Source organism: uncultured Thermus sp. (genome assembly GCF_938010445.1).
Lineage (GTDB): Bacteria > Deinococcota > Deinococci > Deinococcales > Thermaceae > Thermus > Thermus altitudinis.
In genome coordinates, this window is sequence record NZ_CALLUR010000180.1 from 1 (window position 1) to 25,278 (window position 25,278).

30 protein-coding genes are annotated in these 25,278 nt (G+C 64.5%); 14 read left to right on the top strand and 16 right to left on the bottom strand.

Annotation, left to right across the window (positions count from 1 at the left end; all coding sequences use genetic code 11):
• The 3 genes from Q0693_RS10280 to hslV all read right to left on the bottom strand — a co-directional run.
• The coding region (locus tag Q0693_RS10280) for a tetratricopeptide repeat protein (protein WP_298631554.1) at positions 1-926 on the bottom strand (926 nt) is incomplete at its 3' end.
• Positions 927-935: 9 nt separating this feature from the next.
• Positions 936-2,186 carry an ATP-dependent protease ATPase subunit HslU gene (locus tag Q0693_RS10285; RefSeq protein ID WP_243027403.1) on the bottom strand — a complete coding sequence of 417 codons (1,251 nt, stop codon included), beginning with the start codon at positions 2,184-2,186 and terminating at the stop codon, positions 936-938.
• Complete coding sequence (gene hslV / locus Q0693_RS10290) at positions 2,183-2,725, bottom strand: ATP-dependent protease subunit HslV (protein WP_243029623.1); 543 nt, start codon at positions 2,723-2,725, stop codon at positions 2,183-2,185. Before hslV ends, Q0693_RS10285 begins: the two co-directional genes overlap by 4 nt.
• 248 nt (positions 2,726-2,973) lie before the next feature.
• On the opposite strand from hslV, the gene Q0693_RS10295 reads away from it, so the two are divergent.
• From Q0693_RS10295 to bshA, 7 genes are all read left to right on the top strand, one after another.
• Positions 2,974-4,368, top strand: coding sequence for a sigma 54-interacting transcriptional regulator (locus Q0693_RS10295; protein WP_243029596.1), 1,395 nt, complete (start codon positions 2,974-2,976; stop codon positions 4,366-4,368).
• Entirely contained in the window at positions 4,358-4,660 is a 303-nt protein-coding gene (locus Q0693_RS10300; protein WP_298631558.1) for a nucleotidyltransferase domain-containing protein, read from the top strand. Before Q0693_RS10295 ends, Q0693_RS10300 begins: the two co-directional genes overlap by 11 nt.
• Positions 4,645-5,046, top strand: coding sequence for an HI0074 family nucleotidyltransferase substrate-binding subunit (locus Q0693_RS10305; protein ID WP_298631561.1), 402 nt, complete (start codon positions 4,645-4,647; stop codon positions 5,044-5,046). Before Q0693_RS10300 ends, Q0693_RS10305 begins: the two co-directional genes overlap by 16 nt.
• Complete coding sequence (locus tag Q0693_RS10310; RefSeq protein ID WP_298631564.1) at positions 5,027-6,250, top strand: VWA domain-containing protein; 1,224 nt, start codon at positions 5,027-5,029, stop codon at positions 6,248-6,250. The genes Q0693_RS10305 and Q0693_RS10310 overlap by 20 nt, the downstream gene beginning before the upstream one ends.
• Before the next feature lie 3 nt (positions 6,251-6,253).
• A complete protein-coding gene (locus Q0693_RS10315; RefSeq protein ID WP_298631567.1) occupies positions 6,254-6,523 on the top strand; it encodes a hypothetical protein in 270 nt (89 codons plus the stop codon).
• 69 nt (positions 6,524-6,592) lie between these two features.
• Positions 6,593-7,090 (top strand): hypothetical protein, encoded by a 498-nt coding sequence (locus tag Q0693_RS10320; RefSeq protein ID WP_243029600.1) that lies wholly within the window; start codon positions 6,593-6,595, stop codon positions 7,088-7,090.
• A gap of 102 nt (positions 7,091-7,192) precedes the next feature.
• Positions 7,193-8,347, top strand: coding sequence for an N-acetyl-alpha-D-glucosaminyl L-malate synthase BshA (gene bshA / locus Q0693_RS10325; protein ID WP_298631572.1), 1,155 nt, complete (start codon positions 7,193-7,195; stop codon positions 8,345-8,347).
• Between the two features lie 62 nt (positions 8,348-8,409).
• Here bshA and lon read toward each other — a convergent pair whose 3' ends face one another.
• Positions 8,410-10,836, bottom strand: a complete 2,427-nt coding sequence (lon, locus tag Q0693_RS10330) for an endopeptidase La (RefSeq protein ID WP_298631612.1) — start codon at positions 10,834-10,836, stop codon at positions 8,410-8,412.
• Positions 10,837-10,946: 110 nt separating this feature from the next.
• Here lon and Q0693_RS10335 point away from each other — a divergent pair, with 110 nt between their 5' ends.
• From Q0693_RS10335 to Q0693_RS10350, 4 genes are read left to right on the top strand one after another with little or no spacing between them, the layout of a single operon-like run.
• The gene (locus tag Q0693_RS10335) at positions 10,947-11,786 is read left to right on the top strand and encodes a DUF1517 domain-containing protein (protein ID WP_243029602.1); all 840 of its coding nucleotides are present in this window, start codon (positions 10,947-10,949) and stop codon (positions 11,784-11,786) included.
• A 31-nt stretch (positions 11,787-11,817) separates the two neighbouring features.
• Complete coding sequence (locus Q0693_RS10340) at positions 11,818-12,756, top strand: alpha/beta hydrolase-fold protein (protein ID WP_298631576.1); 939 nt, start codon at positions 11,818-11,820, stop codon at positions 12,754-12,756.
• Complete coding sequence (locus Q0693_RS10345; protein WP_243029604.1) at positions 12,753-13,427, top strand: DUF475 domain-containing protein; 675 nt, start codon at positions 12,753-12,755, stop codon at positions 13,425-13,427. Before Q0693_RS10340 ends, Q0693_RS10345 begins: the two co-directional genes overlap by 4 nt.
• Positions 13,420-13,962 (top strand): SAM-dependent methyltransferase, encoded by a 543-nt coding sequence (locus Q0693_RS10350; RefSeq protein WP_298631579.1) that lies wholly within the window; start codon positions 13,420-13,422, stop codon positions 13,960-13,962. Before Q0693_RS10345 ends, Q0693_RS10350 begins: the two co-directional genes overlap by 8 nt.
• On the opposite strand, the gene Q0693_RS10355 is transcribed toward Q0693_RS10350, so the two are convergent.
• Positions 13,952-15,937 carry a heterodisulfide reductase-related iron-sulfur binding cluster gene (locus Q0693_RS10355; protein ID WP_298631582.1) on the bottom strand — a complete coding sequence of 662 codons (1,986 nt, stop codon included), beginning with the start codon at positions 15,935-15,937 and terminating at the stop codon, positions 13,952-13,954. The two genes, Q0693_RS10350 and Q0693_RS10355, sit on opposite strands and share 11 nt — an antisense overlap.
• Positions 15,938-16,003: 66 nt before the next feature.
• On the opposite strand from Q0693_RS10355, the gene Q0693_RS10360 reads away from it, so the two are divergent.
• On the top strand, positions 16,004-16,204 hold the full coding sequence (locus Q0693_RS10360) for a hypothetical protein (RefSeq protein ID WP_243029607.1): 201 nt from the start codon (positions 16,004-16,006) through the stop codon (positions 16,202-16,204).
• Here the strand turns inward: Q0693_RS10360 and Q0693_RS10365 are convergent.
• The 11 genes from Q0693_RS10365 to Q0693_RS10415 all read right to left on the bottom strand — a co-directional run bounded on the left by Q0693_RS10365 (position 16,183) and on the right by Q0693_RS10415 (position 24,199).
• Positions 16,183-16,638 carry a divergent PAP2 family protein gene (locus Q0693_RS10365; protein WP_243027389.1) on the bottom strand — a complete coding sequence of 152 codons (456 nt, stop codon included), beginning with the start codon at positions 16,636-16,638 and terminating at the stop codon, positions 16,183-16,185. The two genes, Q0693_RS10360 and Q0693_RS10365, sit on opposite strands and share 22 nt — an antisense overlap.
• Positions 16,622-17,473: a tetrahydrofolate dehydrogenase/cyclohydrolase catalytic domain-containing protein gene (locus Q0693_RS10370; RefSeq protein ID WP_298631585.1), complete on the bottom strand. Its 852-nt coding sequence runs from the start codon at positions 17,471-17,473 to the stop codon at positions 16,622-16,624. Before Q0693_RS10370 ends, Q0693_RS10365 begins: the two co-directional genes overlap by 17 nt.
• 1 nt (position 17,474) lies before the next feature.
• Positions 17,475-17,930: a transcription antitermination factor NusB gene (nusB, locus tag Q0693_RS10375; protein ID WP_298631588.1), complete on the bottom strand. Its 456-nt coding sequence runs from the start codon at positions 17,928-17,930 to the stop codon at positions 17,475-17,477.
• Positions 17,923-18,252 carry an Asp23/Gls24 family envelope stress response protein gene (locus Q0693_RS10380; protein ID WP_298631615.1) on the bottom strand — a complete coding sequence of 110 codons (330 nt, stop codon included), beginning with the start codon at positions 18,250-18,252 and terminating at the stop codon, positions 17,923-17,925. Before Q0693_RS10380 ends, nusB begins: the two co-directional genes overlap by 8 nt.
• Before the next feature lie 12 nt (positions 18,253-18,264).
• Positions 18,265-19,602 carry an acetyl-CoA carboxylase biotin carboxylase subunit gene (gene accC / locus Q0693_RS10385; protein ID WP_298631591.1) on the bottom strand — a complete coding sequence of 446 codons (1,338 nt, stop codon included), beginning with the start codon at positions 19,600-19,602 and terminating at the stop codon, positions 18,265-18,267.
• On the bottom strand, positions 19,599-20,108 hold the full coding sequence (accB, locus tag Q0693_RS10390; protein WP_298631594.1) for an acetyl-CoA carboxylase biotin carboxyl carrier protein: 510 nt from the start codon (positions 20,106-20,108) through the stop codon (positions 19,599-19,601). Before accB ends, accC begins: the two co-directional genes overlap by 4 nt.
• Before the next feature lie 109 nt (positions 20,109-20,217).
• Positions 20,218-20,772, bottom strand: coding sequence for an elongation factor P (efp, locus tag Q0693_RS10395; protein WP_243029611.1), 555 nt, complete (start codon positions 20,770-20,772; stop codon positions 20,218-20,220).
• Positions 20,769-21,671: a quinate 5-dehydrogenase gene (locus Q0693_RS10400; RefSeq protein WP_298631597.1), complete on the bottom strand. Its 903-nt coding sequence runs from the start codon at positions 21,669-21,671 to the stop codon at positions 20,769-20,771. The genes efp and Q0693_RS10400 overlap by 4 nt, the downstream gene beginning before the upstream one ends.
• A 6-nt stretch (positions 21,672-21,677) precedes the next feature.
• Positions 21,678-21,842, bottom strand: a complete 165-nt coding sequence (locus Q0693_RS10405) for a hypothetical protein (RefSeq protein WP_243029613.1) — start codon at positions 21,840-21,842, stop codon at positions 21,678-21,680.
• 134 nt (positions 21,843-21,976) lie between these two features.
• A complete protein-coding gene (gene speB, locus Q0693_RS10410) occupies positions 21,977-22,849 on the bottom strand; it encodes an agmatinase (protein WP_298631600.1) in 873 nt (290 codons plus the stop codon).
• Positions 22,850-22,873: 24 nt separating this feature from the next.
• A complete protein-coding gene (locus Q0693_RS10415; protein WP_298631603.1) occupies positions 22,874-24,199 on the bottom strand; it encodes a M20/M25/M40 family metallo-hydrolase in 1,326 nt (441 codons plus the stop codon).
• 17 nt (positions 24,200-24,216) lie between these two features.
• Here Q0693_RS10415 and Q0693_RS10420 point away from each other — a divergent pair, with 17 nt between their 5' ends.
• Together Q0693_RS10420 and Q0693_RS10425 are read left to right on the top strand one after the other, a co-directional pair.
• Positions 24,217-24,708, top strand: coding sequence for a roadblock/LC7 domain-containing protein (locus Q0693_RS10420; RefSeq protein ID WP_298631606.1), 492 nt, complete (start codon positions 24,217-24,219; stop codon positions 24,706-24,708).
• 1 nt (position 24,709) lies between these two features.
• Positions 24,710-25,278 (top strand): ADP-ribosylation factor-like protein (locus Q0693_RS10425; protein ID WP_298631609.1); only part of this gene is annotated, 569 nt, incomplete at its 3' end.

Genomic DNA, 25,278 nt, shown 5'->3' on the forward strand with positions numbered 1-25,278 from the left:
GGCTCCAGGCGGACCGCCACCGTGAGACGGCTTTTGGCCTTCTGGGCATCCCCCAAGGCCAGGTAGACTTGGCCCAGGTAGTAGTAGGCCACCGGGAAGCGCAAGGGGGCCAGGGCCACCGCATTTTCCAAGGCCACCCCAGCCTCCTTATAGCGCCCTAGGACGAAGTAGGCCTGGCCCAGGGTGTACCAGCCCTCCGCATCCAGGGGCTTGAGCCGGTGCCCCTCCTCCAAGACCTTGGCCGCCTCCTCCGCCCGGCCCTTCAACAAGAGAGCCGAGGCATACCGCACCCGCAGACCCCCTTCCTTGGGGGCAAGCCCCACCGCCTTGGCGTACTGGTCCAGGGCCTCGTCCAAGCGGCCCGCCGCCAGATAGAGCTCGGCCAAAGCCGCCCTCACCTCCGGCGAATCCTGCAAGCTGAGGGCCTTCTTAAAGGCCTCCTCCGCCTTGTCCGCCTGGCCCAAGAAGGCGTAGACCAAGCCCCGCTGGGCAAAGAGGGGGGCGTAGCGGGGGTTCACCCGTTCGGCATCGCGAAGCACGCTAAGGGCCTGTTCCAGATAAGCCTTTCCCTTTTCCCGGTCCTCCGAAGCCCGATAGAGGGCCACGTAGGCCTCGGAAAGCACCATGTACCCCCCAATGTACCGGGGATTCCGGGCCACCAGGCCCTTGGCGTTCTCCAAAGCGGGGTTAAGGAGCCCCACCTTCAGTTGGGCCCGGGCCAGCCAGTAGACCACATCCGGGTCCTGGGGTCTTTCCTTTAAGGCACGCTCAAAGAGCTCTAAGGCGGCCTCATACCGACCCAGGGCGTACAGCTGCACCCCGAGGCGGAAGGCATCCTGCTTCTCCACCTGGTTGGCCGCCGGGGGTGGGGTCTGGGCCAGGCTGGGTACCGCCAACAAACTTAAGGCCAAAAGAAACCAGCGCATCCTTCCCTCCTATAGCACGTACCGCGTCAGGTCCGGCGAGGCGAAGACCGCCTCCAGCCTCTGCTCCACATAGGCCCGGGTGATCTCCACCCGGCCCAGGTCCGTCTGGAAGCTTACCTCCTCCAACACCCGCTCCAAGACGGTGGCCAGCCTCCTGGCCCCGATGTCCTCCAGCTCCTGATTGGCCCGGTAGGCCGCTTCGGCAATGGCCCTTAGGGCCTCCTCGTGGAAGTGGAGTTCCGTACCGTCCGCCCTTAAAAGCTCCGTGTACTGGCGGATCAGGGAGTTCTCCGGCTCCTTTAGGATCCGGTAGAACTCCTCGGGGCCCAAGGGGGAAAGCTCCACCCGGATGGGGAAGCGGCCCTGAAGCTCGGGGATTAGGTCCGAGGGCTTGGCCACATGAAACGCCCCCGCGGCGATGAAGAGCACGTGCTCTGTGGACACCGGCCCGATGCGGGTGGAGACCACCGTACCCTCCACGATGGGCAAAAGGTCCCGCTGCACGCCCTCCCCGGACACATCCGGCCCCACCGTCCCTTCCCGACGGGCCACCTTGTCTATCTCGTCAATGAAGACGATGCCGTCCTCCTGGGCCCGCCTCCTGGCCTCCTCCTTGAGTTCCTCTTTGTCAATGAGGCGTTCGGCGTGCTGGTTCTTGAGGACCTCCCGGGCCTCCTTCACCGTCATGCGCTTGCGCACCGGGCGCTTAGGGAGAAGGCCTTTCAGCATCTCCCCCATGCCCCCAAAACCCTCCCCACCCAAAACCCCCATGAAGGGCAGGCCCATCTCCTCCTCCACCTGCACCTCCACGGAGAGGCTATCCAGCCGGCCCGAGCGCACCTCGGCAAGGGAGGCGCGAAGTAGGGTGGCGAGCTCCTCCTCGGCGAAGGCCAGGGCCTTTTCCTCCACCTTTTTCTTCATCTCCTCGAGGACCAGCCCGTAGCTGGCCTCCGCCAGGTCCCGCACAATGGCGTCCACATCCCGACCCACATACCCCACCTCGGTGAACTTGGTGGCCTCCACCTTCACGAAAGGGGCCCCCGCCAGGCGGGCCAGGCGCCGGGCGATCTCCGTTTTGCCCACCCCCGTAGGCCCAATCATGAGGATGTTCTTGGGGGTCACCTCCCGGGCCACCTCTGGAGGGAGTTTCTTCCGGCGGTAGCGGTTCCTTAGGGCCACGGCCACCGCTCGCTTGGCCGCCTCCTGGCCCACGATGTGTTTGGAAAGCTCGCGGACAATCTCTGCAGGCGTCAGGTTCATGCCTCCCCCAAGGTTAACACCGTCACCTGGCCCGAGGTGTAAAGATCCACCTCCGCGGCAATCCTCAGGGCCTCCGCGGCGATCTCCCGGGCGGAAAGCCCCGAGTGGCGGTAGAGGGCCTTGGCGGCGGCTAGGGCATAGGGGCCCCCAGAACCCACCGCCAAAAGGGGCTCCTCCGGGGTGATCACCTCCCCACTTCCGGAAAGGAGCACCATGGACTCCCGGTCGGCGGCGATGATCATGGCCTGCAGGTGGCGCAAAACCCGATCGGTGCGCCAAAGCTTTGCGGTCTCCACCGCCCCCTTTAGCAGGTTGCCCTTGGCCTCCTTAAGCTTTTCCTCAAAGCGCTCCAGGAGGCTTAGGGCATCGGCCACCCCCCCGGCAAAGCCCACCAGGATGCCTTCCCCCACCTCCAGGCGCCGCACCTTCACCGCTCCCCGTTTGAGCACGGTCTGGCCGAAGGTAACCTGGCCATCCCCCGCCAAGGCGGTAACCCCGTCCTTGCGCACGGCCAGAATGGTGGTGCCGTGGATCTCCACAAGGGGCACCCTACCGCGTGGCCATGAGAAGGCCGTTAGGGAAGGATTACTAAGGGGGAAGCCCAGCTTCTAAACCTGGCCCAGTCCAGGTGAAGTCCCTAGGGCGCCGCTTCGGCAGCCTGCTGGGCATGGCGCAGATGGTACCTGGCCTGCTCCACCCAGTCCCTTGCCCGGTTCACCCCCTCACGGTAATCCCTTGCCGCCCTCCGCCACAAACCCTTCCCTCCCCCTGGCCCTAAACTGAAAGCGTGAAGGCCAAGACCCTCGGCGAACTCCGCCGCACCTACCCTTTGGCGAAGCTAGTGCGCACGGTGAAAGAGGAGGCCCGGGAAAACCTCCGGGGAAAGCTGCAGAAAGGCGAGCCCCTTTTCCCCGGCATCCACGGGTACGAGGACACCGTGATTCCCGCCCTGGTGCAGGCCATCTTGGCCAAGCAAAACTTCATCCTCCTGGGCACCCGGGGCCAGGCGAAAAGCCGTATCCTGCGTTCCTTGGTGAACCTTCTGGACGAGGAGATCCCCGCCCTGGCCACCGAGCTCAGGGACAACCCCTTAAGGCCCATCTCCCCCGAAGGGAAAAGGCTCTTGGAGGAGGCGGGGGATGAGGCCCCCATCGTCTGGATCCCCCGGGAGGAGCGCTATGTGGAAAAGCTGGCCACCCCTGACACCACCGTGGCGGACCTGCTCGGGGACATGGACCCCATCAAGGCAGCGCGAAGGGGTACGGGCCTAGCCGACCTGGAGAGCATCCACTTTGGCCTCCTGCCCCGGGCGAACCGGGGCATCTTCGCCGTGAACGAGCTGGCGGATCTGGCCCCCAAGGTACAGGTGGCCCTCTTCAACATCCTGGAAGAGGGGGATGTGCAGATCCGGGGCTACCCCATCCGCCTGCCCCTGGACGTCTGGCTGGTCTTCACCGCCAACCCCCAGGACTACACCGCCCGGGGGCGGATCGTCACGCCCCTAAAGGACCGGATTGGCAGCGAGATCCGCACCCACTACCCGAGGACCCTCGAGGAGGGCCTAAAGATAAGTGCCCAGGAGGCCTTCGTACCGGAGGAGGTGGTGCTCCCCGAGTGGATCCGCCTTTCCGTGGAGGCCGTGGCCTTCGCCGCCCGGGAGGACCGCCGGGTGGACCAGACCGCCGGGGTTTCCCAGCGCCTGGCCATCAGCCTTTTGGAGGTGGTGGCGGCCAGCGCGGAAAGGCGGGCCCTCCTCCAGGGCACAAGGCCCGTGGCCCGACCCCTGGACCTCTACGCCGGGCTTCCCGCCATCACCGGGAAGCTAGAGCTGGAGTACGAGGGGGAGCTTCAGGGAGCGGAAAAGGTGGCCCGGGACCTGGTGCAAAGGGCCTTTGGCCTGGTCCTCCCCCGCTACCGCCTTAAGACCGAGGCCATCGTGGCCTACTTTGAGGAGGGGAACCTCCTCACCCTTCCGGAGGGAAACCTGGAGGAAGCCCTAAGGGCTATGGAAGAGGTGCCAGGCCTCCTGGAGGCGGCCCAGGTCCTGGCGGAAAGCCAGGAGGCGGAGGTGCTCCTTTCCGCGGGGGAGTTCATCCTGGAAGGCCTGGTGGGCAGGAGAAAGCTGGCGCGGGGCGAGACCAGCTACCAGGCCGCGGAAAGGGCGAGGGGTTATGGCAACTAGCCTGGAGCGGGACAAGGAAGCCGTGCTGAAGACGCTAGCCCCCTACCTTCAGGGCAAAGGGGTGAAGCTGATCCTCTATGGCTCCCACGCCCGGGGAGACGCCCAGCGCGGTTCGGACCTGGACCTAGCCCTCTTGGGTCCCCTGCCCCTCGGGGAGCTCCTCCCCCTCCTAAGGGAGGCCTTGGAGGAAGCCCCGGTGCTTAGACGGGTGGACCTGGTGGACCTGGGGGAAGTAGACCCCGTCTTCCGCGAAAGGGTTCTAAGGGAAGGGATCGTATGGGCCGAGTTTTAGAACGCCTAGCGGTGGCCAAGAGGGCTCTTGAGACCTTGGAGGAGCTGGCCTACCGAGAAGCACCAGGCCCGCTGGAGCGGGATGCCGCCATCCAGCGCTTTGAGTATACCTTTGAGGCCTTCTGGAAAGCTATCCAGGCCTTTCTGAAGGAGAGGGAGGGGTTGGAGGCCCCAAGCCCCAAACGGGCGTTCCGGCTAGCCCATGAGGTGGGCCTAATGGAGGAAGAAGAGGCCCGCTTGGCCCTAAGCATGGCCGACGACCGCAACCTAACGGTTCACACGTACAATGAGGCCTTGGCACAGGCCATCTTCACTAGGCTTGGCGGCTATGCCCGGCTCATGGGCCAGGTTCTTGGGAGGATGACGGATGAGGGCCATCCGCTATAGCCGCTACGAGGGAGGCCTGGAAGACCTCTCCCCCGAGGAGATCCTGAGCCTCCTCGAGGATTTCCTTCTGGACTCGGGGTTTTCCGACCCCTTCCAGCGCTACGACCCGGACCCTGAACGCCGGCCCACCCTCGAGGACCTCTACGACGCCCTCCTCCAGGCCCTCCTCAAAAACGAGCTGGTGCCGGAGGACTGGCTTCGGGAAGCCCGCTTCGCCGAGCGCAAGGAGGACACCCGGCTCCACCAGGCCCTCACCCGCATGCTGGAAAGGCTACGGGAGGCCGGGTACATCCGCCTACCTGGAGAGGACCCTACACACCCCGCCCAAGGTGGGTACACGGGAGAGGCGGGAGAAGCCCGCTTTGAGCTCACGGAGAAGGCTTCCGACTTCCTGGGCCTCAAGAGCCTCCGGGAACTCCTGGGGGCTTTAGGCCGCAACGCCCCGGGCCTCCACCCCACCCCCCACCACGCCCCGGGAGTGGAGAAGACGGGGGAAACCAAGGGCTTTGAGTGGGGGGACCCCTTGGAGCTCAACGTACCCGAAACCCTTAAGAGGGCCATAGCCAAGGGCCTGGCGGCGCTTTCCCCAGAGGATCTGGTCATAGATTTGGCGGAGTACACCGCCAGCATGAGCACCGTGGTCCTCCTAGACTGTTCCCACTCCATGATCCTCTACGGGGAGGACCGCTTCACCCCCGCCAAAAAGGTGGCCCTGGCCCTGGCCCATCTGATCCGCACCCAGTTCCCCGGGGACCGGGTGCGCTTCGTCCTCTTCCACGACACCGCCGAGGAAATCCCCCTTTCCCGCTTACCCCTGGCCCAGGTGGGGCCTTACCACACCAACACCAAGGCCGGGCTGGAGCTGGCCCGGACCCTCCTTAAGAAGATGGGCGGGGAGATGCGGCAGATGATCCTCATCACCGACGGCAAGCCCTCGGCCATTACCCTGCCCAGCGGGGAGGTCTACAAAAACGCCTGGGGCCTGGACCCCTTGATCCTGGCGGAAACCCTCAAAGAGGCCACCCTGGCCCGGAAGGAGGGGATTCCCATCCACACCTTCATGCTGGCCCGGGAACCCGAGCTTCTGGCCTTCGTGAAGAAGCTCTCCCAGATTACCCGGGGCAAGGCCTACCTCACCCACCCCGGCAACATCGGCAAGTACCTCCTCCTGGACTTCTTGAACAAAAAGGTACAAAGGAACTGAGCCATGAGGCCACCCAAAGACCCGGGAACCCCTCCTCACCGGCAGAGGCCTGGGAAAACCCTCTGGGTTTTCCGCCTGAGCCTTCTCCTGGAAAGGCTCCGTCCCCAGCTTTACCCCAAACCCCCTCCCGCCTTGGTGCAGGAGCTGAAACAGGTGCGCACGCCCCTACGCCTTGACCTGCCCTACTATCCTGCCCATTCCGGCCGGGGCTACGTGTTGATTCCTTGGGACACCTACATGGAGGAGGGAGAGGAGATCCTCCGAGGCCTTTGAAAGGGCACGCCTTCTCTTGTGGGGCAATCCATCACCCGCTTTATGCCCTCCTCATGGCAGCGTAAAGGCATGGGCATGCGCACACCCTACTGGCTGCCCATCGTGGCCCTCCTGACCCTCCCTGGGGCCTTTGCGGAGGACTGGCGGCTTACCCAAAGCCAAACCCTCTCCCAGGCAGGGGCCCGGGAGTGGCGCTACACCCTAAGCCCAACGGGTAAGGAAGCCCAGGAACTTTGGCGGAGACTCTCCGAACAGTACCGGGACCACCTGCGGGCCGGGTACCGGGTGGACCTAGGGGCCTGGCGGGTTTACTTTTTGGGGGGAAGACTAAGGGTGGAGCCCCACTGCCCGGCGGTCAACCCCGCCTGCTTCACCTTTGGGGCCCTCCCTGTGCCCAAGGAGCGGCAAGACCGGTTCCTCTTGGAGCTTTCCCAGCTTCTGGACCTGGCCCTTACCCAGGCCCGAACCAAGGGGGGCGTGGTGCTTCTCTCCCGGCTTTTCCGCCTCGAGGTCCCCCGGGGAGCCCATCCCCCCTATCCCGCAACCCCCTCGGGCTGGCGGCCCTAGGGCCTCCCTGGCCTTACGCTAAACTGGGGGCATGACCTTCGGCTTGCGACCCACCGGGGAACACCCTGAAGGAGCCTCTCCCATGGGCAAGGGTCCGGGGGGATGGGTTCAGCCCTCTCCCTTCTTGCGGGTTTGGGCGTGCGGGAGCTGAGGCTCGGCCTGGTGGCCTACCCTGGCCTCGGGGGTAGCGGCATCGTGGCCACGGAGCTGGCCCACCGCCTGGCCCAGATGGGCCACCGGGTCTATCTTTTCGCCACGGAAAGGCCCTTCCGCCTCCCCAAGGACAGCCCTGTGGTCTACATCCCCGTGGACCTCCCCTTTTACCCCGTCTTCCCCGGCCCCCTGTACACCCTTTCCCTGGCTGGGGTGCTGGAGCGGGAAGCCAAACGCCTGCAGCTGGACCTGGTCCACACCCACTACGCCATCCCCCACGCCGCCGCCGCCTACCTGGCCCTTGGGGAGGAACTGCCCCTGGTGCACACCCTCCATGGCACGGACGTATCGGTTTTGGGGATGGACCCCGCCTTCCACGGGCCCACCCGGAAGGCCCTGCAAAGGGCCAAGGCCACCACCGCGGTCAGCCGGGCCTTGGCCCAGGAGGCAGAGAAGGCCTTTGGGGTTAGCCCCGTGGTGATCCACAACGCGGTGGACCCAGAGCGCTTCTACCCCAGGCCGGAGCGTAAGAAGCTCTACACGGAAGAGGGGGAGTGGCTTTTGGTGCACGCCTCCAACTTCCGTCCCATCAAGAGGGTGCCGGACATCGTCAGGGCCTTCGCCAAGGTGCGGAGAAGGGTAAAGGCCAGGCTTCTCCTTCTGGGCAAGGGCCCGGAGGAGGGGGAGGCCAAGCGGGTGGCCGAGGAGCTGGGGGTGGAGCGCTGGGTTACCTTCCATCCCCCCACACCCCACCCCGAGGAGATTCTGGGAGCCGCCGATCTATTTCTCCTGGCCTCAGAGGAGGAATCCTTCGGGCAGGCGGCCCTCGAGGCCCTGGCCAGCGGGGTGCCCGTGGTGGCCACCGCGGTGGGCGGCGTTCCGGAACTGGTTCGCCCCGAGGTGGGGCGCCTGGTGGAGTTGGGGGACCTGGAAGGCTTCGCCCAGGCGGTGCTGGACCTCCTCGCCCATCCCAAACTCCCCAGGATGCGCCAGTTAGCCCGGGAATACGCCATGGCCCATTTCCACCCCGAAAGGATCACCCGGGCCTACCTGGAGGTGTACCAGGAGGCCCTGGGGGCCTCCCCTTACGGATGGGAAACCTAAACCCCGCCGGGGAAGGTCCCACGGCGGGGAGAAAACGGGGTTCCCGTCACCGGGGCCGCCCCCTAGGCATGGGCCACCACTTCCTTCCTGGCCCGCCCCCTTGCCCCCTTGGCCTTGGTCTGCCGGGCCCGTTCCTCCAGGGCCTTAAGCCCCCCCACCAGGGCCAGGTCCAGGACCTGGTCCAGGTGCTCCACGAAGTGGAAGGTCATGTTCTGGCGCAGGGGCTTGGGGATGTCGCTGAGATCGGCTTCGTTTTGCTTGGGAAGGATCACCTCCCGGATCCCCGCCCGCCTGGCCCCCAGCACCTTCTCCTTAACCCCACCGATGGGCAGAACCCGGCCCGTCAAGGTGATCTCCCCGGTCATGGCGATGTCGTGGCGGACGGGCACCTCCGTGAGGGCGCTGACCAAGGCGCTCACGATGGCCACCCCGGCGGAAGGACCTTCCTTGGGAATGGCCCCCGCCGGCACATGGATGTGGATGTCCGACTCCTCAAAACGCTTCAAGGGGATGCCGAAGCGCTCGGCGTTGCGCTTAGCGTAGGAAAGCGCTGCCCGGGCGGATTCCTTCATCACATCCCCCAGCTGCCCGGTGAGGATCAGGTTGCCCTTACCGGGCATTACCGAGACCTCCACGAACATGATGTCCCCGCCCACGGGGGTGTAGTACATGCCCGTGGCCACCCCCACCTGGGGCTCGCGGGCCTCGGTTTCCGGGAGGAAGCGGGGAGGGCCTAGGTACCTTTCCAAGTCCCTTTCCGTGATGCGTACCCGTTTCTTGCCCTCTTCCAGAATCTGCCGCGCCGCCTTGCGCAACAAGGAGCCGATCTCCCGTTCCAGCTGGCGCACCCCGGCCTCGCGGGTGTAGTGGGTGATGAGGCGCATAAGGGCCGCCTCCGTGATCACCACTTGGCCCTCGAGGAGGCCGGTCTCCCGCATCTGCCGGGGTAGGAGGTAGCGCTTGGCGATCTCCAGCTTCTCCTGCTCAATGTAGCTGGTGAACTCTATGGCCTCCATCCGGTCCCAAAGGGGGGCCGGGATGTTCTGGGGGAAGTTGGCGGTGCAGATGAACATCACCTCGGAAAGGTCAAAGGGCACCCCCAGGTAGTGGTCCACGAACTCCTTGTTCTGAGCGGGGTCCAGGACCTCGAGGAGGGCCGCCGCCGGGTCGCCCTGGTAGGAGATCCCCAGCTTGTCCACCTCGTCCAGGAGGAAGACGGGGTTCTTGGTGCCCGCCTGGCGCAGGCCCTGGATGATGCGGCCGGGCATGGCCCCGATGTAGGTGCGCCGGTGCCCGCGGATGTCGGATTCATCCCGGACACCCCCCAAGGAGATGCGCACGTACTTGCGGCCCAGGGCCTCGGCGATGCTCTTGGCGATGGAGGTCTTCCCCACCCCGGGAGGCCCCACGAAGAGGAGGATGGGCCCCTTGTTCACCTCGTCCGCTGGGATCTCCCCCCGCTTGGCCCGCTCGGCTTTTAGCTTCCGCACCGCCAGGTACTCCAACACCCGGTCCTTCACCTTCTCCAGGCCGTAGTGGTCCCTTTCCAGGATCTCCTTGGCCCGGTTCAGGTCCAGGTTGTCCTCGGTGCGCACGTTCCAGGGAAGGTTGACGATCCAGTCCAGATAGGTGCGGATGACGCTGGCCTCAGCGGAATCGGGGTGCATGCGGGCGAAGCGGTTGAGCTCACGCTCCACCTCCTGCCGCACCACGGGGGGCAGGTCCAGCTCCTCCACCTTCTTGCGGAACTCCTCCACCTCCTCGGCGCCTTCCTCCCCATGGAGCTCCCGCTGGATGGCCTTCATCTGCTCCCGGAGGAAGTACTCCCTTTGGTTGCGGTCAATCTCCTCCTTGACCTGTTGCTGGATGCGCCTTTGGGTTTCTATGAGCTCCAGCTCCGCCTCCAGGAGGACCAACACCCTTTTGAACCGCTCCGCCACACTGGGGATTTCCAAGACTCGCTGCTTGTCCTCCAGGCGGAAGTCCATGTGGAAGGCGACGTAGTCCGCCAGCTGGCTGGGGTCTTCCAGGTTCAAGATGAACTGCGCCACCTCGGGGGCCAGGTACTTGCCCTCCTTGAGAAGGGCCTGGAACCTATCCTTCACCTCCCGCACCAGGGCCTTGACCAAGGTGGCCTCTCCGGGCTCGTCGGAGAGCACCTCCCCCTTGGCCTCGAGGTGGTCCCCCAGGTCCAGCCACTCCTTCACCCGCACCCGGGCGAAGGCCTGGACCAACACCTGGACCGAGCCATCCGGGTTCTTGCGCATCTTGAGGATGTTGCAGGCGGTCCCCACCTCGTAGAGGTCCGAAGGCTTAGGGGTTTCCACCTCCTTGTCCTTCTGGCTCACGATGAGCAGCACCCGTTCCCGGGCCAAGGCCTCGTCAATGGCCCGGATGGAGATGGGCCGGCCAGCGTCTATGGGCATCACCATGGTGGGGTAGATGACCGAGCCCCTCACCGGGCAAACGGGCAGGGTTTCTGGCAGCATGGTTTCCCTCCTTTCCTTGATCTCGTCCATATCCTAAGCCTACCTATGTCAAGTTTACTGCATTATGGCGTTTAGCACCAGGCCCCCGTTCCTGGCGTAAGCTTAAAGCCATGCGCCGCTTCCTCTGGGTCCTTCTTCTGGGACTGGCCATGGCCCTTGCCCAGAAAAGCGGGGGTGGGGTGGGCGGGCGCCCCTACAGCCCAAGCCCACCCCCCATGAGCCCTGGCCCCGCCCCCGTCTTCCCCATGCCGGCCCCATCCTACCCCACCTATCCCGGCCCCATCGTGGTCTACCCCGGGGGTGGAGGCGCAAGCCTAGGCCTGGTGCCGGTGCTGGTATTTTTTGGCTTGATCCTGATGACCGCCTACATGGTGCGGGGCCTCCGCCGGGCGGGGGAAGGCCCCACCGCCAGCGTGGCCAGGTTACGCCTGGCCCTCCTGGCCCGTCCCCAGGTGCAAAGGGCCCTAAGGCGCTTGGCCGAGGAAGCGGACACCACCTCCGCCAAGGGCCTGGCGGACCTGGTGGACGAGGCGGCGCTTTTACTCCTCCGGGAGGAGGCCGCCTGGCGCTTTGGCGATTACCAGGTGGCCGCGGGTTCCGAGGAGGAGGCCTTGGCCCGGTTTGACGCCTGGATGCTGGAGGAGCGAAGCAAGTACCAGGAAACCTTCCGCCACTTTGAGGGGAAAAAGCAGGTGGCAGGGGGATACCAGGCCCAGGTGGAACCCGGGGGACGCTACCTGGCGGTAAGCCTCCTTTTGGCCGACCACCGGCTTCTTCCTCCCCGGTCCCCCTTGACCCGGTCCCGGGCACGGGAGGCCCTTATGGACCTGGCAGGCTCCAGCCCCTACACCCTCATGGCCGCCTACCTCTCCTGGACCCCGGAAAAGGAGGGGGAGGCCCTCACGGAAGAGGAGCTTCTCCTCCTCTACCCCGACCTGGACAAGCTTTGAACGGGCGAAGCCCTCCGGGTAGAGTGGACCCGTGGTACAGGTCTCTCGGCGCACCGTCACCTTCCTACCCCCTCCTGGGGCCCAGGCCTTAATCGGGGATTTCACCGACTGGGAGAAAAACCCCCTTCCCCTTTCAGGCCCCGTCACCCTGGAGTTCCCGGAAGGAGCCTACGTGGAGTATGCCTTTTTGGACGCCAGGGGACATCCCTTCCCCGACCCCGATAACCCCGAGCGGGCCGACAACCCCTGGTGGACCTACCCCCGGGCTGTCAGGCTTCCCGGCCATCGTTTTGAGGCCCCGCCCGAGCCAAGGGAGGAGCCCAAGGTGGCCCGGCACCGCCTGGGGGAGAGGCGCTACTATGTGGCCGAAACCGGGGCAAGCCCCAAGGCCACCCTGGTGGCCCAGGATGGGGTGGCCTTCTACCGCACCGCAGGCCTGCACAAGGTGGCCCGAGCCTTAGAGGAGGCAGGCGAAATCCCCCCGGTCCGCCTGGTCTTCGTGGAACCCATAGACCGGAACCAGGAGTACCGCTTTTCGGAACGCTACGAGGAGGAGTTGCACCGAGTGCTGGCCGAGGTGGAGGGATTCTATGGCCCCTTAGGGGATCTGGTCCTGGTGGGGGCCTCCTTGGGGGGGCTTTTCTCCTTGTGGCAGGCCTGGCGCCACCCGGATCGCTTCCCCAAGGTCCTGGCCCTCTCCCCAGCGCTGAAAGCCCACCCAGGTGGCACCGACGCCTATCGGGACCCGGAGTGGCTTTTAGAGCAGTACGCCAAGGCCCAGGTCCTACCCCGCATCTACCTGGAGGTGGGTCTTTTGGAATGGCTGTTGGCTCCAGCCCGCCGCTTTGCCGCCCTCCTCGCCGACCGCAAGGTTCCCCATGCCTACCGGGAAAGGGCCTCGGGACACAACTGGGTCACGTGGAAACAAGGCCTGGCCCCAGGGCTCAGGTACCTTTTGGGGGAGGCATGAGCGGGGAAGCGCCCCTGGTGCTCCTTTCCGTGGCGGTCCTCGAGGCCCTCCTCTCCGGAGATAATGCCTTGGTGCTGGCGGTGATGGTCAAACCCCTACCAGCCCACCTCCGCCGCAAGGCCCTGTTCTACGGGGTCCTGGGGGCTTACCTCCTGCGGGGCCTAGCCCTCCTCTTCGCCGTGTACGTGATCCGGCTATGGTGGGTCCAGGTTTTGGGAGGGCTTTACCTCCTCTTCCTCATGCTGCAGCATTTCCGCAACCACCCGGAGGCCCAGCGGCTTCCCGCGGTCACCGCCCGGGAGTTCTGGCGGGTGGTGCTCCTCATCAACCTGGTGGACCTGGCCTTTGCCGTGGACTCCATCCTGGCGGTGGTGGCTTTTTCCCAGGACCTGGCCTTGGTCTTTTTAGGCGTGGCCCTGGGTATCCTCTTCATCCGCCTGGCCGCCAGCTACGTGGTGGCGGTGATGGAGCGGTACCCTAGCCTGGAAAAGGTGGCCTACGCCCTGGTGGGCTGGGCGGGGGTCAAGCTCCTCCTGGAGGGAAGCGCCACCCTGGCCGAGCTCTCACACCACCCCGAACTGGCCTGGCACCTGCCCAAGCCCGCCTTCTGGGGCGTAACCCTCCTCATCCTCCTGGGGGGAAGCCTCCTGGCCTTCCGGAAACATGCCTAGGGATTGGGATGCCTTTTACCGGGAATGGGAAGGGGAACGAGCCCCTGCCTTCACGGTGCGGGCCTATGGCCCCTTCGTACCCCCTGGGCCCATCCTGGACCTGGCCGGAGGCCTGGGGCGGAACGCCCGCTACTTCCTGCACCGGGGCCATCCCGTGGTCCTGGTGGAAAAGAGCCTCGAGGCCCTGCGAAGGCTGGCCGGCACCCCGGGGCTTACCCTGGTGGAGCTGGACCTGGAGGGCCCCAAAGCCCTCTCCCTCCTCCCCCGGGGTCCCTTCGCCGCCATCCTCATGAGCTACTACGTGAACCGCCCACTTCTTAAGGCCCTCCCTCCCCTGGTGGCCCCAGGAGGGCTGGTCCTGGTGGAGGGCTTTAGCCGCCTAGAAGCCATCCGGCGGAAGAGGCCAAAGAGCCCCTACTACTGGGAACCCTACGAGCTCCTCACCCCTCCCCTCGGCCTTGGGCTACGTGCCTTCGGGGAGGGGTGGATGGAGGGCTACCGGGTCTATGCCGTCTACCAGAAGCCTAGGCCCTAAGCCCCCGGGCCACCAACTCGGCGATGTCCAAAACCTCGGGAGGCGCTTCGTCCTGGGCCACCTCCACATTCATCATGGCCATACAGAAGGGGCACCCCGTGGCGATCACCTCGGCCCCCGTGCCCTTAAGCTCCCGGTAGCGGTTCTGGGAAACCCGCATGGCCCCAGGCTCCTCCTCCTTCCAGAACTGGGCCCCGCCTGCTCCACAGCAGAAACTCCGCTCCCGGCTCCTTTGGGGTTCGCTGAGGACCAGGCCCACCCCCTTGAGCACCTCCCGGGGCGCCTCGTACACCCCGTTGTGCCGGCCCAGGTAGCAAGGGTCGTGGAAGACCACCCGCCGGGCCTCCTGGGAAACCTTCAGCCTCCCCGAGCGCAACAGCTCACCGATGAACTCCGAGTGGTGGACCACCCGGTACTCCCCGCCAAAGGCCTGGTATTCATTGCCCAGGGTATGGAAACAGTGGGGGCAGGTGGTCACGATGGTTTTGGGGGCCACCTGGTTTAAGGTTTCCACGTTCTCCATGGCCAGCTGGAAGAAAAGGTACTCGTTGCCCGCTCGCCGGGCGGAATCGCCCGTGCACTTCTCCTTACGACCCAGGACCGCCCAGTCCACCCCGCTGGCGTTGAGGATTTCCACCATGCTCCTGGCGATCCTCTGGGCCCGGGGGTCGTAGCTGGCCGCACACCCCACCCAGTAGAGGACCTCGGGGTGGGGCTTCTCCTCCACGGTGGGTACGTTAAGCCCCTCGGCCCAGTCCAGGCGCTTGTCCTGGCCGATGCCCCAGGGATTGCCGGAGCGCTCCATCCCCCTAAAGGCGTTGTTCAGCTCCTGGGGGAAGGCTCCCTCCATGAGCACCTTGGCCCGGCGCACATCCAGGATGTGCAGCATGGGCTCGTTGCCCACCGGGCAGACCTCCACGCAGGCCATGCAGGTGGTGCAGGCCCAAAGGGCTTCCTCATTTAGGGCGAAGTCCATGAGGGGCCGGGGGCTTTCCTGGCCGCTGGCGAAGGCGGGGAGAATCCCGTTTAGCTCGTAACGCTCAGAAATCACGATGGCCGCCGGGGAAAGGGCCTTTCCCGTGGTGTAGGCCGGACAGGCCTCTTGGCAACGGTTGCACATGATGCAGGCGTAAGCGTCCAAAAGCCGTTTCCAGGAAAGGTCCTCCAGCTTCTCCGCCCCGAACTTCTCCTCCTCTTTCTCAAAATCCAGAGGCCGCAAGGCCCCGGGCTTTTCCTGGCCAAAGGCCAGGTTGATGGGGCCCATCATCAGGTGGATGTGCTTGGAACGGGGGAAGTAGGGGAGGAAGAGCAGGATGGAACCCAGGGCCCCCCACCAGAAGACGTGTTCCAAAACCACCAGGCTAGAGGGGGCAAGCCCGGAAAGGAGGCTGGCTAGGAGGCTCGCCACCGGCTGGAAGGGATCGGGTTCCCCCTGGGCCAGGCCCGCGGCCTTAGAGAGGAGGCGGCTTCCCACGTGAAAGGTGATGAAGGCCCCCACGATGGCCGAGTCCCGGGGTATCCCCTGGCGCACCCGCTCGTGGAGGAGCACCCTGGGGTTCCAGGTGAAGTCGTGGGGGGCCACCAGGTAGCGGCGCACCATCAGGCCCAGGATGCCCACCAAGATGGCCGCCGTCAGGATGTCGGCGATGAGGTTATAGGGGTTCCAAACGCCTCCTTGGGTGTGCAGGGGGAAAAAGCCCTCCAGGAGGTCCACCAGGTTGACCAAGAGGTAGTAGATGAACCCATAGAAGACAAAGGCATGCAGGAGAGAAACCCAAGGCCGTCTTTTAAAGACGGTCTGTTGCGTCAGGGTTAGCCAGATGGCCCTCCCCACACGCTCGGGTAGGCGGTCAAACCGGTCCTCAGGCCGTCCCCGGCGGATGGCCAGGTAGACCCGGCGAAACCCCGTGTAGGCGTAGTACAGGCTTCCGGCCAGGAGCAGGATAAAGAGGATTTTCTCCGGTAAAGTCAGCATGGGTAAGACCTCCTTATACTCGGTTAAAGTTTACCCCACCCTGGCAAAGGCGTACAATGGTGGCCCATGGAAGCCGTGGCCTTTGGCATCCTCCTCTTCTTCAGCCTGTTGAACCTCTGGACCTTCCACCGCTTTAAGAGGCCCCTCCTGCCCTTGGTGCTGGCCCTTTTTGCGACTTTCTTCGTCTTCTTTCTTTCCCCAATCCTAGGGCTTTTGGTCTTCCTCCTGGGGCAGACCCTGGCCTTCTACGCCGCCGGGAAAAGGTGAAAGCTGAGGAAGGCCACCAAAGCCCCGAAAAGGGCGCCCACCAGGACCTCGAGGTAGGTGTGGCCCAGCAGTTCCTTCAAGGGCTCGGCGGCGGGACCCTTCTGCAACACCTGCTGCAGTTCCTGAACCAACTGGTTGAGGAGCTGGGCGTGAAGCCCAGCCGCCCGGCGGATCCCCGTGGCGTCGTACATGACGATGAGGGCGAAAATGGCGGCCACGGCGAACAGGGTGCTGCCAAACCCCTCCTGAAAGCCCACCCCCATGGCCAAAGCGCTCACCGTGGCCGAGTGGGAACTGGGCATCCCCCCGGTTTCCAAGAAACGTTCCCATTGAAACCGGCCCTCCAGCAGGTAATAGATGAAAATCTTCAGGGTCTGGGCCAGAAAGTTGGCCAGGATGGCCGTCCAAAACACCTGGTTAGCCAGAAAGTCCATGCCGCCTGAGTATAGCCGCCTTCACGGTATTGGCCATCAGCATGGCCACGGTCATGGGCCCCACGCCCCCGGGGACCGGGGTGACGGCGGAGGCCACCTCGGCCACCTCCGGGTGCACATCCCCCAGGAGCTTGTCTTCCTGCCGGTTCACCCCCACATCCACCACAATGGCCCCGGGCCGCACCCACTCCTTCCGCACCAAGTGGGGCTTCCCCACCGCCACCACCAAGACCTCCGCCCGCCGGGCGATCTCCGGGAGGTTCCGGGTACGGGAATGGGCCACGGTCACCGTGGCATCCTCCCGCAGGAGGAGGCCGGCGAGGGGCTTGCCCACGATGTTGGACCGCCCCAGGACCACCACCTCCTTGCCTCTTAACTCCACCCCATAGTGCTGCAGGAGGCGGACGATCCCTAGGGGCGTGCAGGGGAAAAGCCCCTCGCCCCCGCTCCAAAGCTTGCCCACGTTGAGGGGATGGAAGCCATCCACATCCTTAAGGGGAGAGATGGCCTCTAAAACCCGCTCCGTGCGGATGTGGGCGGGCAAGGGAAGCTGGACCAGGATACCGTCCACCTCGGGATCTTGGTTGAGGGTCTGGATCCGCTCCAAAAGGGTCCCCTCGGGGGTATCCGCCGGGTATACCTCCACCTGGCTCAAAAGGCCCAGCTCCCGGGCCCTTTTGTCCTTAAGGCGCACGTAGGAAACCGAGGCGGGGTCCTCCCCCAAACGGATCACCCTAAGGGAGGGTACGAAAGGCAAGGAGCTAAGGGTCTGCCTCAGCTCCTGGTACACGGTTTTCGCCACCTCGTGGCCGGAAAGAATACGGGCAAGGGTCATCTCAGCCCTCCTTAGGCACCACCTTCAGCTCGCCCCCCTGGATCCGCCGGTACAAGCGGCCGAGAACCCCGTTGACAAAGGCCCCTGAATGCTCTCCCCCATAACGGTTGGCAATCTTCACCGCCACCTCAATCAGGGGAGCGAAGGGGGTGGGTTCGTACAGCATCTCGTAGGTGGCCAGACGCAGCACGGTGAGGTCGGTCTTGGACATCTGGGCGAAATCCCACCCCTCCACCGTCTCCCGTAGCACCTGGTCCACCTCCTCCGCATGGGCCTTGTACCCCTCTAAAAGGCGCCGGGCAAAGGCCACCCCCTCCAGGTCCAGGGGATCCCCGTAGGAGTCCTCCTCTCCTCCCATCTCCTCCAAGGCGTGACGGAAAGCCTCCTCCAGATCCACCCCCCCCTGGGTGTGGGCAAAGAGGGCCCGCATGGCCAGTTCCCTGGCTCGCCTAAGCATGGGCCTCCTTTCGGTACTCCACCTGGGCCACGGTGAGGTTCACCGCCTGAACCTTTTCCCCGGTGGCCAGGAATAGGGCTTCGGCCACTGCCTTTTGCACCGCCTGGGCCACCTCGGGAATGGAAACCCCGTAGTCCACGGAAAGAACCAGGTCCACCGTGTACCCCTCGGGGGCACGCTCCACCTTGATGGGCTTCATCCGACGGAAAACCTCACCCAAAGAGCGGGGTGCGGTTTCCAAAAGCCGCACCCCCTGGAGGTCGGAAAGGGCATGGGCCACCAGCCCCTCGAGGGCATGGTCGCTGATCTCGTACTCCACCATCACACGCCCAGTCTACATCTCCATCCGCCGGGCCACGAAGTTGGTGTACACGGCCCCCCGGCGGAAGAAGGCGTTTTGCAGCACCTTTTGGTGGAAGGGGATAGTGGTCTTAAGGCCAGGCCCCTCAATCACCGTTTCCGAAAGCGCCCGCTCCATGCGCCGGATGGCCTCCTCCCGGGTGGGCGCCCAGGCGATGATCTTGGCGATCAGGCTGTCGTAGTGGGGCGGGATCTGGTACCCCGCATAGAGGTGGCTGTCCACCCGGATCCCCGGCCCCCCGGGGAAAAGGAGGGTTTCCACCTTGCCGATGGAGGGCCTAAAGCCCTTCTCCGGGTCTTCGGCATTGATGCGCACCTCTATGGCATGGCCCCGGACCTCCACCTCCTCCTGCTGGATCCAAAGCCTCTCCCCCATGGCGATGTGGAACTGGGCCTGGACCAGGTCCACCCCCGTGATCATCTCGGTCACGGGGTGCTCCACCTGGATGCGGGTGTTCATCTCTATGAAGTAAAAGTTGCCCTCCTTGTCCACCAGAAACTCCAGGGTACCGGCGGAAACATACCCCACGTGCCGGGCGAGCCGGGCTGCGGCCTCGGCAATGGCCTTGCGGGTTTCCCAGGGAAGGGTGCTGGGGGCTTCCTCCAGGAGCTTTTGGTGCCGGCGTTGAATGGAACAGTCCCTCTCCCACAGGTGAATCACGTTCTCCCCATCCCCCAGAACCTGGATTTCTATGTGTTTTGGCTCTTCAATGTACTTCTCCAGGTAGACGGCAGGGTTGCCAAAGGCCGCCCGCGCCTCCTCCTGGGCCTGCTGGACCGCCCTCTCTAGCTCCTCTTCGGTGTGCACCAACCGCATTCCCCTGCCCCCACCCCCAGCGGAGGCTTTGAGGATCACGGGATAGCCGATCTCCTGAGCGGCCCGTTTGGCCTCCTCCACGCTCGCAAGCTCATCCGTTCCCGGAACCGTGGGAACCCCAGCCTCGCGCGCCACCTTCCTGGCGGTAGCCTTATCCCCCAGGGCGCGCATGTTCTCAGGGGTGGGGCCGATAAAGGTGATGCCATGGTCCCGGCACATCTCGGCAAAGGTGGCGTTTTCCGCCAGAAAGCCATAGCCGGGATGGATGGCGTCGGCCCCGGTCACGATGGCCGCGGAAAGCAGGTTGGGGATGTTCAGGTAGCTCTGCCCCGAGGGGGGCGGCCCAATGCAAATGGCCTCGTCCGCCAAAAGCACCGGCAGGCTCTTCTCGTCAGCGGTGGAGTGGGCCACCACGGTTTTGATCCCCAGTTCCTTGGCGGCCCGGATAATCCGGAGGGCGATCTCGCCCCGGTTGGCGATCAGAACCTTTTTCATAGCGGCTGGATCAGGAACAGGGGCTGCCCGTACTCCACGGGTTCCCCGTTTTTCACCAGGATCTTTTTAACGATGCCGGAAACCTCCGACTCAATCTCGTTCATCAGCTTCATGGCCTCGATGATGCAGAGCACCTGGCCCTTCTCCACCCGGTCCCCTTCCTCCACGTAAGGGGGGGCATCGGGGGCGGGGGCCCGGTAGAAGGTACCCACGATGGGGGCCCTGATCTCCACACAACCCGCACAGCTATCCTCGGCTTGGGTGGCTTCCGGTTGGGGGGCTTCCGCAGGCGGAGACGGGGGTACCGGAGCCGGGCCGGTGGGCCCAGGTGAAGGCAAGGGAGCTGGCGGGCTGGCGGGGGTGGGTAGACCTTGGGGCACGGCCACCACCTGCACCTCACCCCCGCGGCGTACGGTCAGCTTGTAATCGGGAGTCTCCAGGGTGAGCTCGCTCACCCCATGCTCCACCAGGGCCTGCAGGATCTGCTTCAGTTCCTTGGGCGTCATAGGAGCACCTCGCGGCATAAAGCTTACCCTATCCAAGGGCCACCACCACCTTTGGACCCGGTAAAAGAAAGAACCCGGGGGTGAACCCGGGCGATCCGGCCCAAAGGCCTCAGGCGCGGCCCACGTACTGGCCCGTGCGGGTATCCACCTTGATGACCTCGCCGGGCTCCACAAAAAGGGGCACCTGGACCACCGCTCCGGTCTCCAGGGTGGCGGGCTTGCTCCCGCCGGAGACCGTGTCCCCCCGCACCCCCGGAGGCGTGTCCACCACCTTGAGCTCCACCACGGTGGGCGGGGTGATCTTCAGGGGGCGCCCCTCGTACATGTCCCCCAGGACGGTCATCCCCTCCTTGAGAAACCGCGCGGCCTCCACCTGGTCCTTGGGCAGGTGGAACTGTTCGTAGGTCTCGAGGTCCATGAAGACCAGGTCGTCCCCCTCCTGGTACAGGTACTGGAGCTCCCGGGTTTCCACGTAGATGTCTTCCAGCTTCTCCCCGGAGTTGAAGGTGCGCTCAATGGTGGCCCCGGTTTCCAGGTTCTTGAACTTGGCCACCACCTTGGCCCCACCGCGGCCAATCTTTTGGTGCTGGTATTCCACGCACTCCCAAAGGCCACCCTCCATCCTCACCTTGGTTCCGGGTCTAAGGTCGGTCACGCTGATCATGCTTCCTCCTGAAGGTCCAAGACCTGGGGCGCAAGCCCTAAGAGGTCAATATACCGGAGGTACTCCTCCTCCCCAAGCTCCCGCCCAGCCAAGGCCACCAAAAGGGCCTCCATGACGTTGGTGCCAAAGCTCCGCCCATTTAGGCGGGGGGTGGTGGTGATGAGGCGCCTTACCCCCCGTTCCCTAAGGAAGGCCACATCCTCCTCCGTGGTGGTGTTGGTGAGCACGGTTTTCCCCTTCATGGCGTCGGGCATATGGCGTTTAATGTAGTGCCAGTCCCCCGCCACCAGATCCGCCCACAGATAGTAGCGGCTTCGCCAGTCCACCACCCGCCTCTCCTGCTTTTCCCCCGTGGGGTAGAGGAGCGGGAAGGGAAGCTGGGTGAGGAGGGGGAGGAGAACGAAGGCCAGCTTCTGCAAAAAGGAGAGGGAGTACAGGGGTATGGGTAGCCCCAGGGCAAAGATGAAATCCCCGTAAAGAACCTTGGCCCCAGCCTCGTGCAGGGCCTCAGCCAAACCAAAGCGATCCACAGCGGAGGGCAACAATACCTTGGTTTCTTTCCAGTTTATCAGCCCGGCCAGCTGGGCCACCGCCCGGCGCTCCAAGGTGTGCTTAAGACCCGAGCCGTCCACCACCGGGGTTTTACGGGCAGCATCCTTAAGCCTTTGGGCGTCCCGGATGGTGTAACGCCGCCCCCCGGCCCATAGGTAGAGGTCTATGCCCCCAAGGCCGATGGCCTCCACCTGCCCGTCCAACTCCGCAATGAGGCAGAGGGCCCGTTGGAAATCCCCGTCCGTGCCCCGCCTTTCCAGGATTACCCTTTCCCCCAGAAGCTCCAGCTCCACCACCGAGTCGCGCCGGCTAGAGCCCAGGGATACCGAAACCACACGCTTGGCCACGAAGGGCTATTCTAACCCCGCCCAGAGGGCCAGGGCCAGGAAAACCCCAGCGAGAAGGAAAAAGGGCCAGACCCTCCGAACCCCAACGAGCCGGGCCAGAAGGCCGAAGACCAGGCTGCCAAAGGCCAGGGCCAAGAAGAGGGCCTCGAGGTGGGCCACGAAGGACCGCATGGCCTAAGGTTAGCGCAAGACCCCCATCCCTGGGACGGCCGAAGGGGGCGGCCCGCCTCAAGTCCCCATTCCCGCCAGCGCCGGCCCAGGACCCAGTGGACCCTACCCCAGGACCAGGCCAAAGGAAGGGTCCCCTACCGCCCCCTGGCCTCCAGCCACCCCGCCTGCAAACCCTTAAGGCCTATGGCGTGGTACACCAGTTGGGCCGCGGTCATCTCCGCATGGAACTGACCCGTTGGGGAAAGCTCCACAAAATCCATGCCCACCACCTCCTTTTCCGCGAAAACCGCCGCAAGGAGGTCCACCACCTGGCGGTAGGAAAGCCCTCCCGGCAAGGGGGTACCCACGCTGGGCATAAGGCTTGGGTCTAGGGCGTCAAAGTCCAGGCTGATGTACACCCGCTCACCCAAAGCCCCCAGTATCTCCTCTAGAAGCCCTTCCCGGTGCAGGCGATGGGCGGGAAAAAGGGCCACCCCCTTCTCCTGGGCAAAGGCCAAGGAGTCTTGGTCTATGGCCCTAATCCCCACCTGCACCAAGGAAAACCCTTCCTGGACTAAGCGGTAGAAGGGGGAAGCATGGGAATACACCGAACCTTGCCACGTGGGGTAAAGATCCGCATGGGCATCTATCTGGAGCAGGGAAAACTCCCCCAAGACCTCCCGATGGGCCTGGACCAGGGGGTGGGTGATGGAGTGGTCTCCCCCCAAGGAGACCACGAACTTCCCCGCCCGAAGGTGCGTAAGGGCGGCCTCCCGGATCAGGGCGTGGCTTGCCTCTGCGCTCCCCGCCACCCAAGGGACGGGCTCGGTTGCGTGGATCCCCACCTCCTCAGGGGCCACCTCCAGCTCCAAAAGGAAGGGCTCCAGCTCCCGGCTGGCCAGGAGGATGGCCTCAGGGCCCCGCCTGGCCCCGGGCAAAAAGGAGAGGGAAAGGTCGTAGGGCACGGGCAGGACCACCACCCGAGCCTCCGGGTATGGGGTATCGCGTTCACCAAAGAAAAGACGCATACCCCTAAGAGCCTAGCAGATGGCCTAGCGCCCGAGGAAGAAAAGCTCTAAAAGCCTGAGAAGGGCTAGGGTGCCCCGCTCAAAGTCCTGGATGCGGATATGCTCGTTGGGGCTGTGCACCCGGCTACCCGGATACCCTATCCCCAGGCCCACCGCCGGAGCCTTGAGGTAGTGGAGGAAGGGGTGCATGGGACCGGACCCTGCCATGTTGGGATAGAGGACGGCCCTCTCCCCAAAGGCCTCCTCCAGAGCCCTCTTGGCCAGGTTCACGAAGGGATGGGAAAGATCCGAACGGGCGGGATGCTCCCCTTTCTCCAGGACCACCACCTCCACGTCGTGAAAGCCCTGGGCCTCGAGGTGCCGCCTCAAAAGCCCAGGGATCTCCTCCGGGTCCTGATCCGGTACCAGGCGGAAGTCCAGCTTGGCCAAGGCCTCTGCGGGCAACACCGTCTTGGAACCCGGGCCACCGTAGCCTGAATGAAAACCATTCATGTTGACGCAGGGCTCGGCATAAAGCCGCTGGTTGAACTCCAGGTTCCTGGCCCCTCCCAAAAAGTCCCGCACGCCAAAGGCCTCCTTTAGGGCCTCGGATTCGTCGGGGATCTCCGCCAGCACCTCCATCTCCTTGGGGGTTAGAGGGCGGACCCGATCGTAAAACCCCGGGATCAGTACCCTTCCCTCCTCGTCCCTCAGGCTGGCAATGGCCCGGCTTAGGCGGTAGATGGGGTTCTCCACCACCGCCCCATAGGAGGAGTGCAGGTCAAAGGCTGCCGTGCGCACCCGAAGCTCCAGGGCCACGATACCCTTAAGCCCCGCATAGAGGTAAGGACGCCCCTTGGCATCCACCCCACCCGCCTCCCACACCATGGCCTCCGCCGCCAAGAGGTCCTTCTTGTCCCTCACGTAATCCCCCAGGTGGGGGCTTCCTATCTCCTCCTCCCCCTCCACCACGAACTTCACCCGGGGAAGAAAACCGTGCTTCTTCTGGAATAGGCTTAGGGCCACCACCCGGGCCACCAACTCCCCCTTGTCGTCGTGGGTACCCCGGCCATACCAAGCGCCCTCCCGTTCCACCAGGCGAAACGGCTCCGTTTCCCAGAGTTCCAGGGGATCCGGAGGCTGTACATCGTAGTGATTGTAAAATAAAAGCGCCTTATCCCCCTCGCCCCCTTCCGCGTAAACCACCGGGGGGCCGTAGCCGTGGTGTAGCTCCGCCTTTAGACCTAGCCCCCCCAACACCTCCGCCACCCTAGCCGCACCCGCCTCGAGGGCCCTCCCTTCGGCGCTCACCGTGGGCAGGGCCACCAACTCCGCCAAAAGCGCCCTAGCCTCCTCCAAAAACGGCCCCATGATAAACTGAGCATACTATGGTGGAACCCTCCTTGGTCCTCTATGGGGCCCTGTACCAGCGGGCCATGGACGTGTTACAGGAAACCCTGCAGGAAACCGGGGCCCGCTATGCCCTCTTTGTAGACCGTAAGGGATTCGTTCTGGCCCACAAGGAAGCCCTCTGGGCCCCCAAGCCCCCGCCCCTGGACTCCCTGGCCACCTTGGTAGCGGGCAACGCTGCCGCCACCCAGGCCCTGGCCAAACTGTTGGGCGAGGCCCGCTTCCAGGAAGTGGTGCACCAGGGGGAACGCATGGGGCTTTACGTGGACGAAGCCAGCGAGTTCGCCCTTTTGGTCTTGGTCTTTGACGAAAACGCCCCCTTGGGAAAGGTCAAGCTGCACGGCAAGCGGGCTGCGGAAACCTTAGCCCGCCTAGCCGAGGAAGCCCTCGCCAACCCACCCAAGCTGAACCTGGACACCCAGTACCGCGAGGAAGCCAAGGCGCTCCTAGACGAACTTTTCGGCAACTAACATGAGCACCATCAACTTCGCCAACCGCGAGATCAACTTCAAAATCGTCTACTACGGCCCGGGGCTATCCGGAAAAACCACCAACCTGAAATGGATTTATAGCAGAATCCCCGAGGGACGCAAAGGGGAGATGGTTTCCCTAGCCACAGAGGACGAGCGCACCCTCTTCTTTGACTTCCTTCCCCTGGACCTGGGCGAGGTCAAGGGCTTCAAGACCCGTTTCCACCTTTATACCGTCCCCGGGCAGGTTTTCTACAACGCCAGCCGCAAGCTCATCCTTAGGGGGGTAGATGGCATCGTATTCGTGGCCGACTCCGCCCCCAACCGCCTCAGGGCCAACGCGGAGAGCATGCGCAACATGCGGGAGAATCTGGCCGAGTACGGGCTTAGGGTAGAGGATATCCCCGTAGTGCTCCAGGTGAACAAGCGGGATCTTCCCGACGCCTTGCCCGTGGAAATGATCCAGGCGGTGGTGGATCCCCAAGGGCGCTTCCCCGTGTTTGAGGCGGTGGCCACCGAAGGCAAGGGGGTGTTTGAAACCCTCAAGGAAGTGAGCCGCCTGGTCCTGGC

What these genes read in the sequence shown, in the direction of transcription:
- Q0693_RS10285 (WP_243027403.1), bottom strand. Translation starts at nt 2,186, where the DNA reads ATGAACCTGACGCCTGCAGAGATTGTCCGCGAGCTTTCCAAACACATC.
- Q0693_RS10300 (WP_298631558.1), top strand. Translation starts at nt 4,358, where the DNA reads ATGGCAACTAGCCTGGAGCGGGACAAGGAAGCCGTGCTGAAGACGCTA.
- Q0693_RS10305 (WP_298631561.1), top strand. Translation starts at nt 4,645, where the DNA reads ATGGGCCGAGTTTTAGAACGCCTAGCGGTGGCCAAGAGGGCTCTTGAG.
- Q0693_RS10310 (WP_298631564.1), top strand. Translation starts at nt 5,027, where the DNA reads ATGAGGGCCATCCGCTATAGCCGCTACGAGGGAGGCCTGGAAGACCTC.
- Q0693_RS10315 (WP_298631567.1), top strand. Translation starts at nt 6,254, where the DNA reads ATGAGGCCACCCAAAGACCCGGGAACCCCTCCTCACCGGCAGAGGCCT.
- Q0693_RS10320 (WP_243029600.1), top strand. Translation starts at nt 6,593, where the DNA reads ATGGGCATGCGCACACCCTACTGGCTGCCCATCGTGGCCCTCCTGACC.
- bshA (WP_298631572.1), top strand. Translation starts at nt 7,193, where the DNA reads ATGGGTTCAGCCCTCTCCCTTCTTGCGGGTTTGGGCGTGCGGGAGCTG.
- lon (WP_298631612.1), bottom strand. Translation starts at nt 10,836, where the DNA reads ATGCTGCCAGAAACCCTGCCCGTTTGCCCGGTGAGGGGCTCGGTCATC.
- Q0693_RS10335 (WP_243029602.1), top strand. Translation starts at nt 10,947, where the DNA reads ATGCGCCGCTTCCTCTGGGTCCTTCTTCTGGGACTGGCCATGGCCCTT.
- Q0693_RS10345 (WP_243029604.1), top strand. Translation starts at nt 12,753, where the DNA reads ATGAGCGGGGAAGCGCCCCTGGTGCTCCTTTCCGTGGCGGTCCTCGAG.
- Q0693_RS10350 (WP_298631579.1), top strand. Translation starts at nt 13,420, where the DNA reads ATGCCTAGGGATTGGGATGCCTTTTACCGGGAATGGGAAGGGGAACGA.
- Q0693_RS10355 (WP_298631582.1), bottom strand. Translation starts at nt 15,937, where the DNA reads ATGCTGACTTTACCGGAGAAAATCCTCTTTATCCTGCTCCTGGCCGGA.
- Q0693_RS10360 (WP_243029607.1), top strand. Translation starts at nt 16,004, where the DNA reads ATGGAAGCCGTGGCCTTTGGCATCCTCCTCTTCTTCAGCCTGTTGAAC.
- Q0693_RS10365 (WP_243027389.1), bottom strand. Translation starts at nt 16,638, where the DNA reads ATGGACTTTCTGGCTAACCAGGTGTTTTGGACGGCCATCCTGGCCAAC.
- Q0693_RS10370 (WP_298631585.1), bottom strand. Translation starts at nt 17,473, where the DNA reads ATGACCCTTGCCCGTATTCTTTCCGGCCACGAGGTGGCGAAAACCGTG.
- nusB (WP_298631588.1), bottom strand. Translation starts at nt 17,930, where the DNA reads ATGCTTAGGCGAGCCAGGGAACTGGCCATGCGGGCCCTCTTTGCCCAC.
- Q0693_RS10380 (WP_298631615.1), bottom strand. Translation starts at nt 18,252, where the DNA reads ATGGTGGAGTACGAGATCAGCGACCATGCCCTCGAGGGGCTGGTGGCC.
- accC (WP_298631591.1), bottom strand. Translation starts at nt 19,602, where the DNA reads ATGAAAAAGGTTCTGATCGCCAACCGGGGCGAGATCGCCCTCCGGATT.
- accB (WP_298631594.1), bottom strand. Translation starts at nt 20,108, where the DNA reads ATGACGCCCAAGGAACTGAAGCAGATCCTGCAGGCCCTGGTGGAGCAT.
- efp (WP_243029611.1), bottom strand. Translation starts at nt 20,772, where the DNA reads ATGATCAGCGTGACCGACCTTAGACCCGGAACCAAGGTGAGGATGGAG.
- Q0693_RS10405 (WP_243029613.1), bottom strand. Translation starts at nt 21,842, where the DNA reads ATGCGGTCCTTCGTGGCCCACCTCGAGGCCCTCTTCTTGGCCCTGGCC.
- speB (WP_298631600.1), bottom strand. Translation starts at nt 22,849, where the DNA reads ATGCGTCTTTTCTTTGGTGAACGCGATACCCCATACCCGGAGGCTCGG.
- Q0693_RS10415 (WP_298631603.1), bottom strand. Translation starts at nt 24,199, where the DNA reads ATGGGGCCGTTTTTGGAGGAGGCTAGGGCGCTTTTGGCGGAGTTGGTG.
- Q0693_RS10420 (WP_298631606.1), top strand. Translation starts at nt 24,217, where the DNA reads ATGGTGGAACCCTCCTTGGTCCTCTATGGGGCCCTGTACCAGCGGGCC.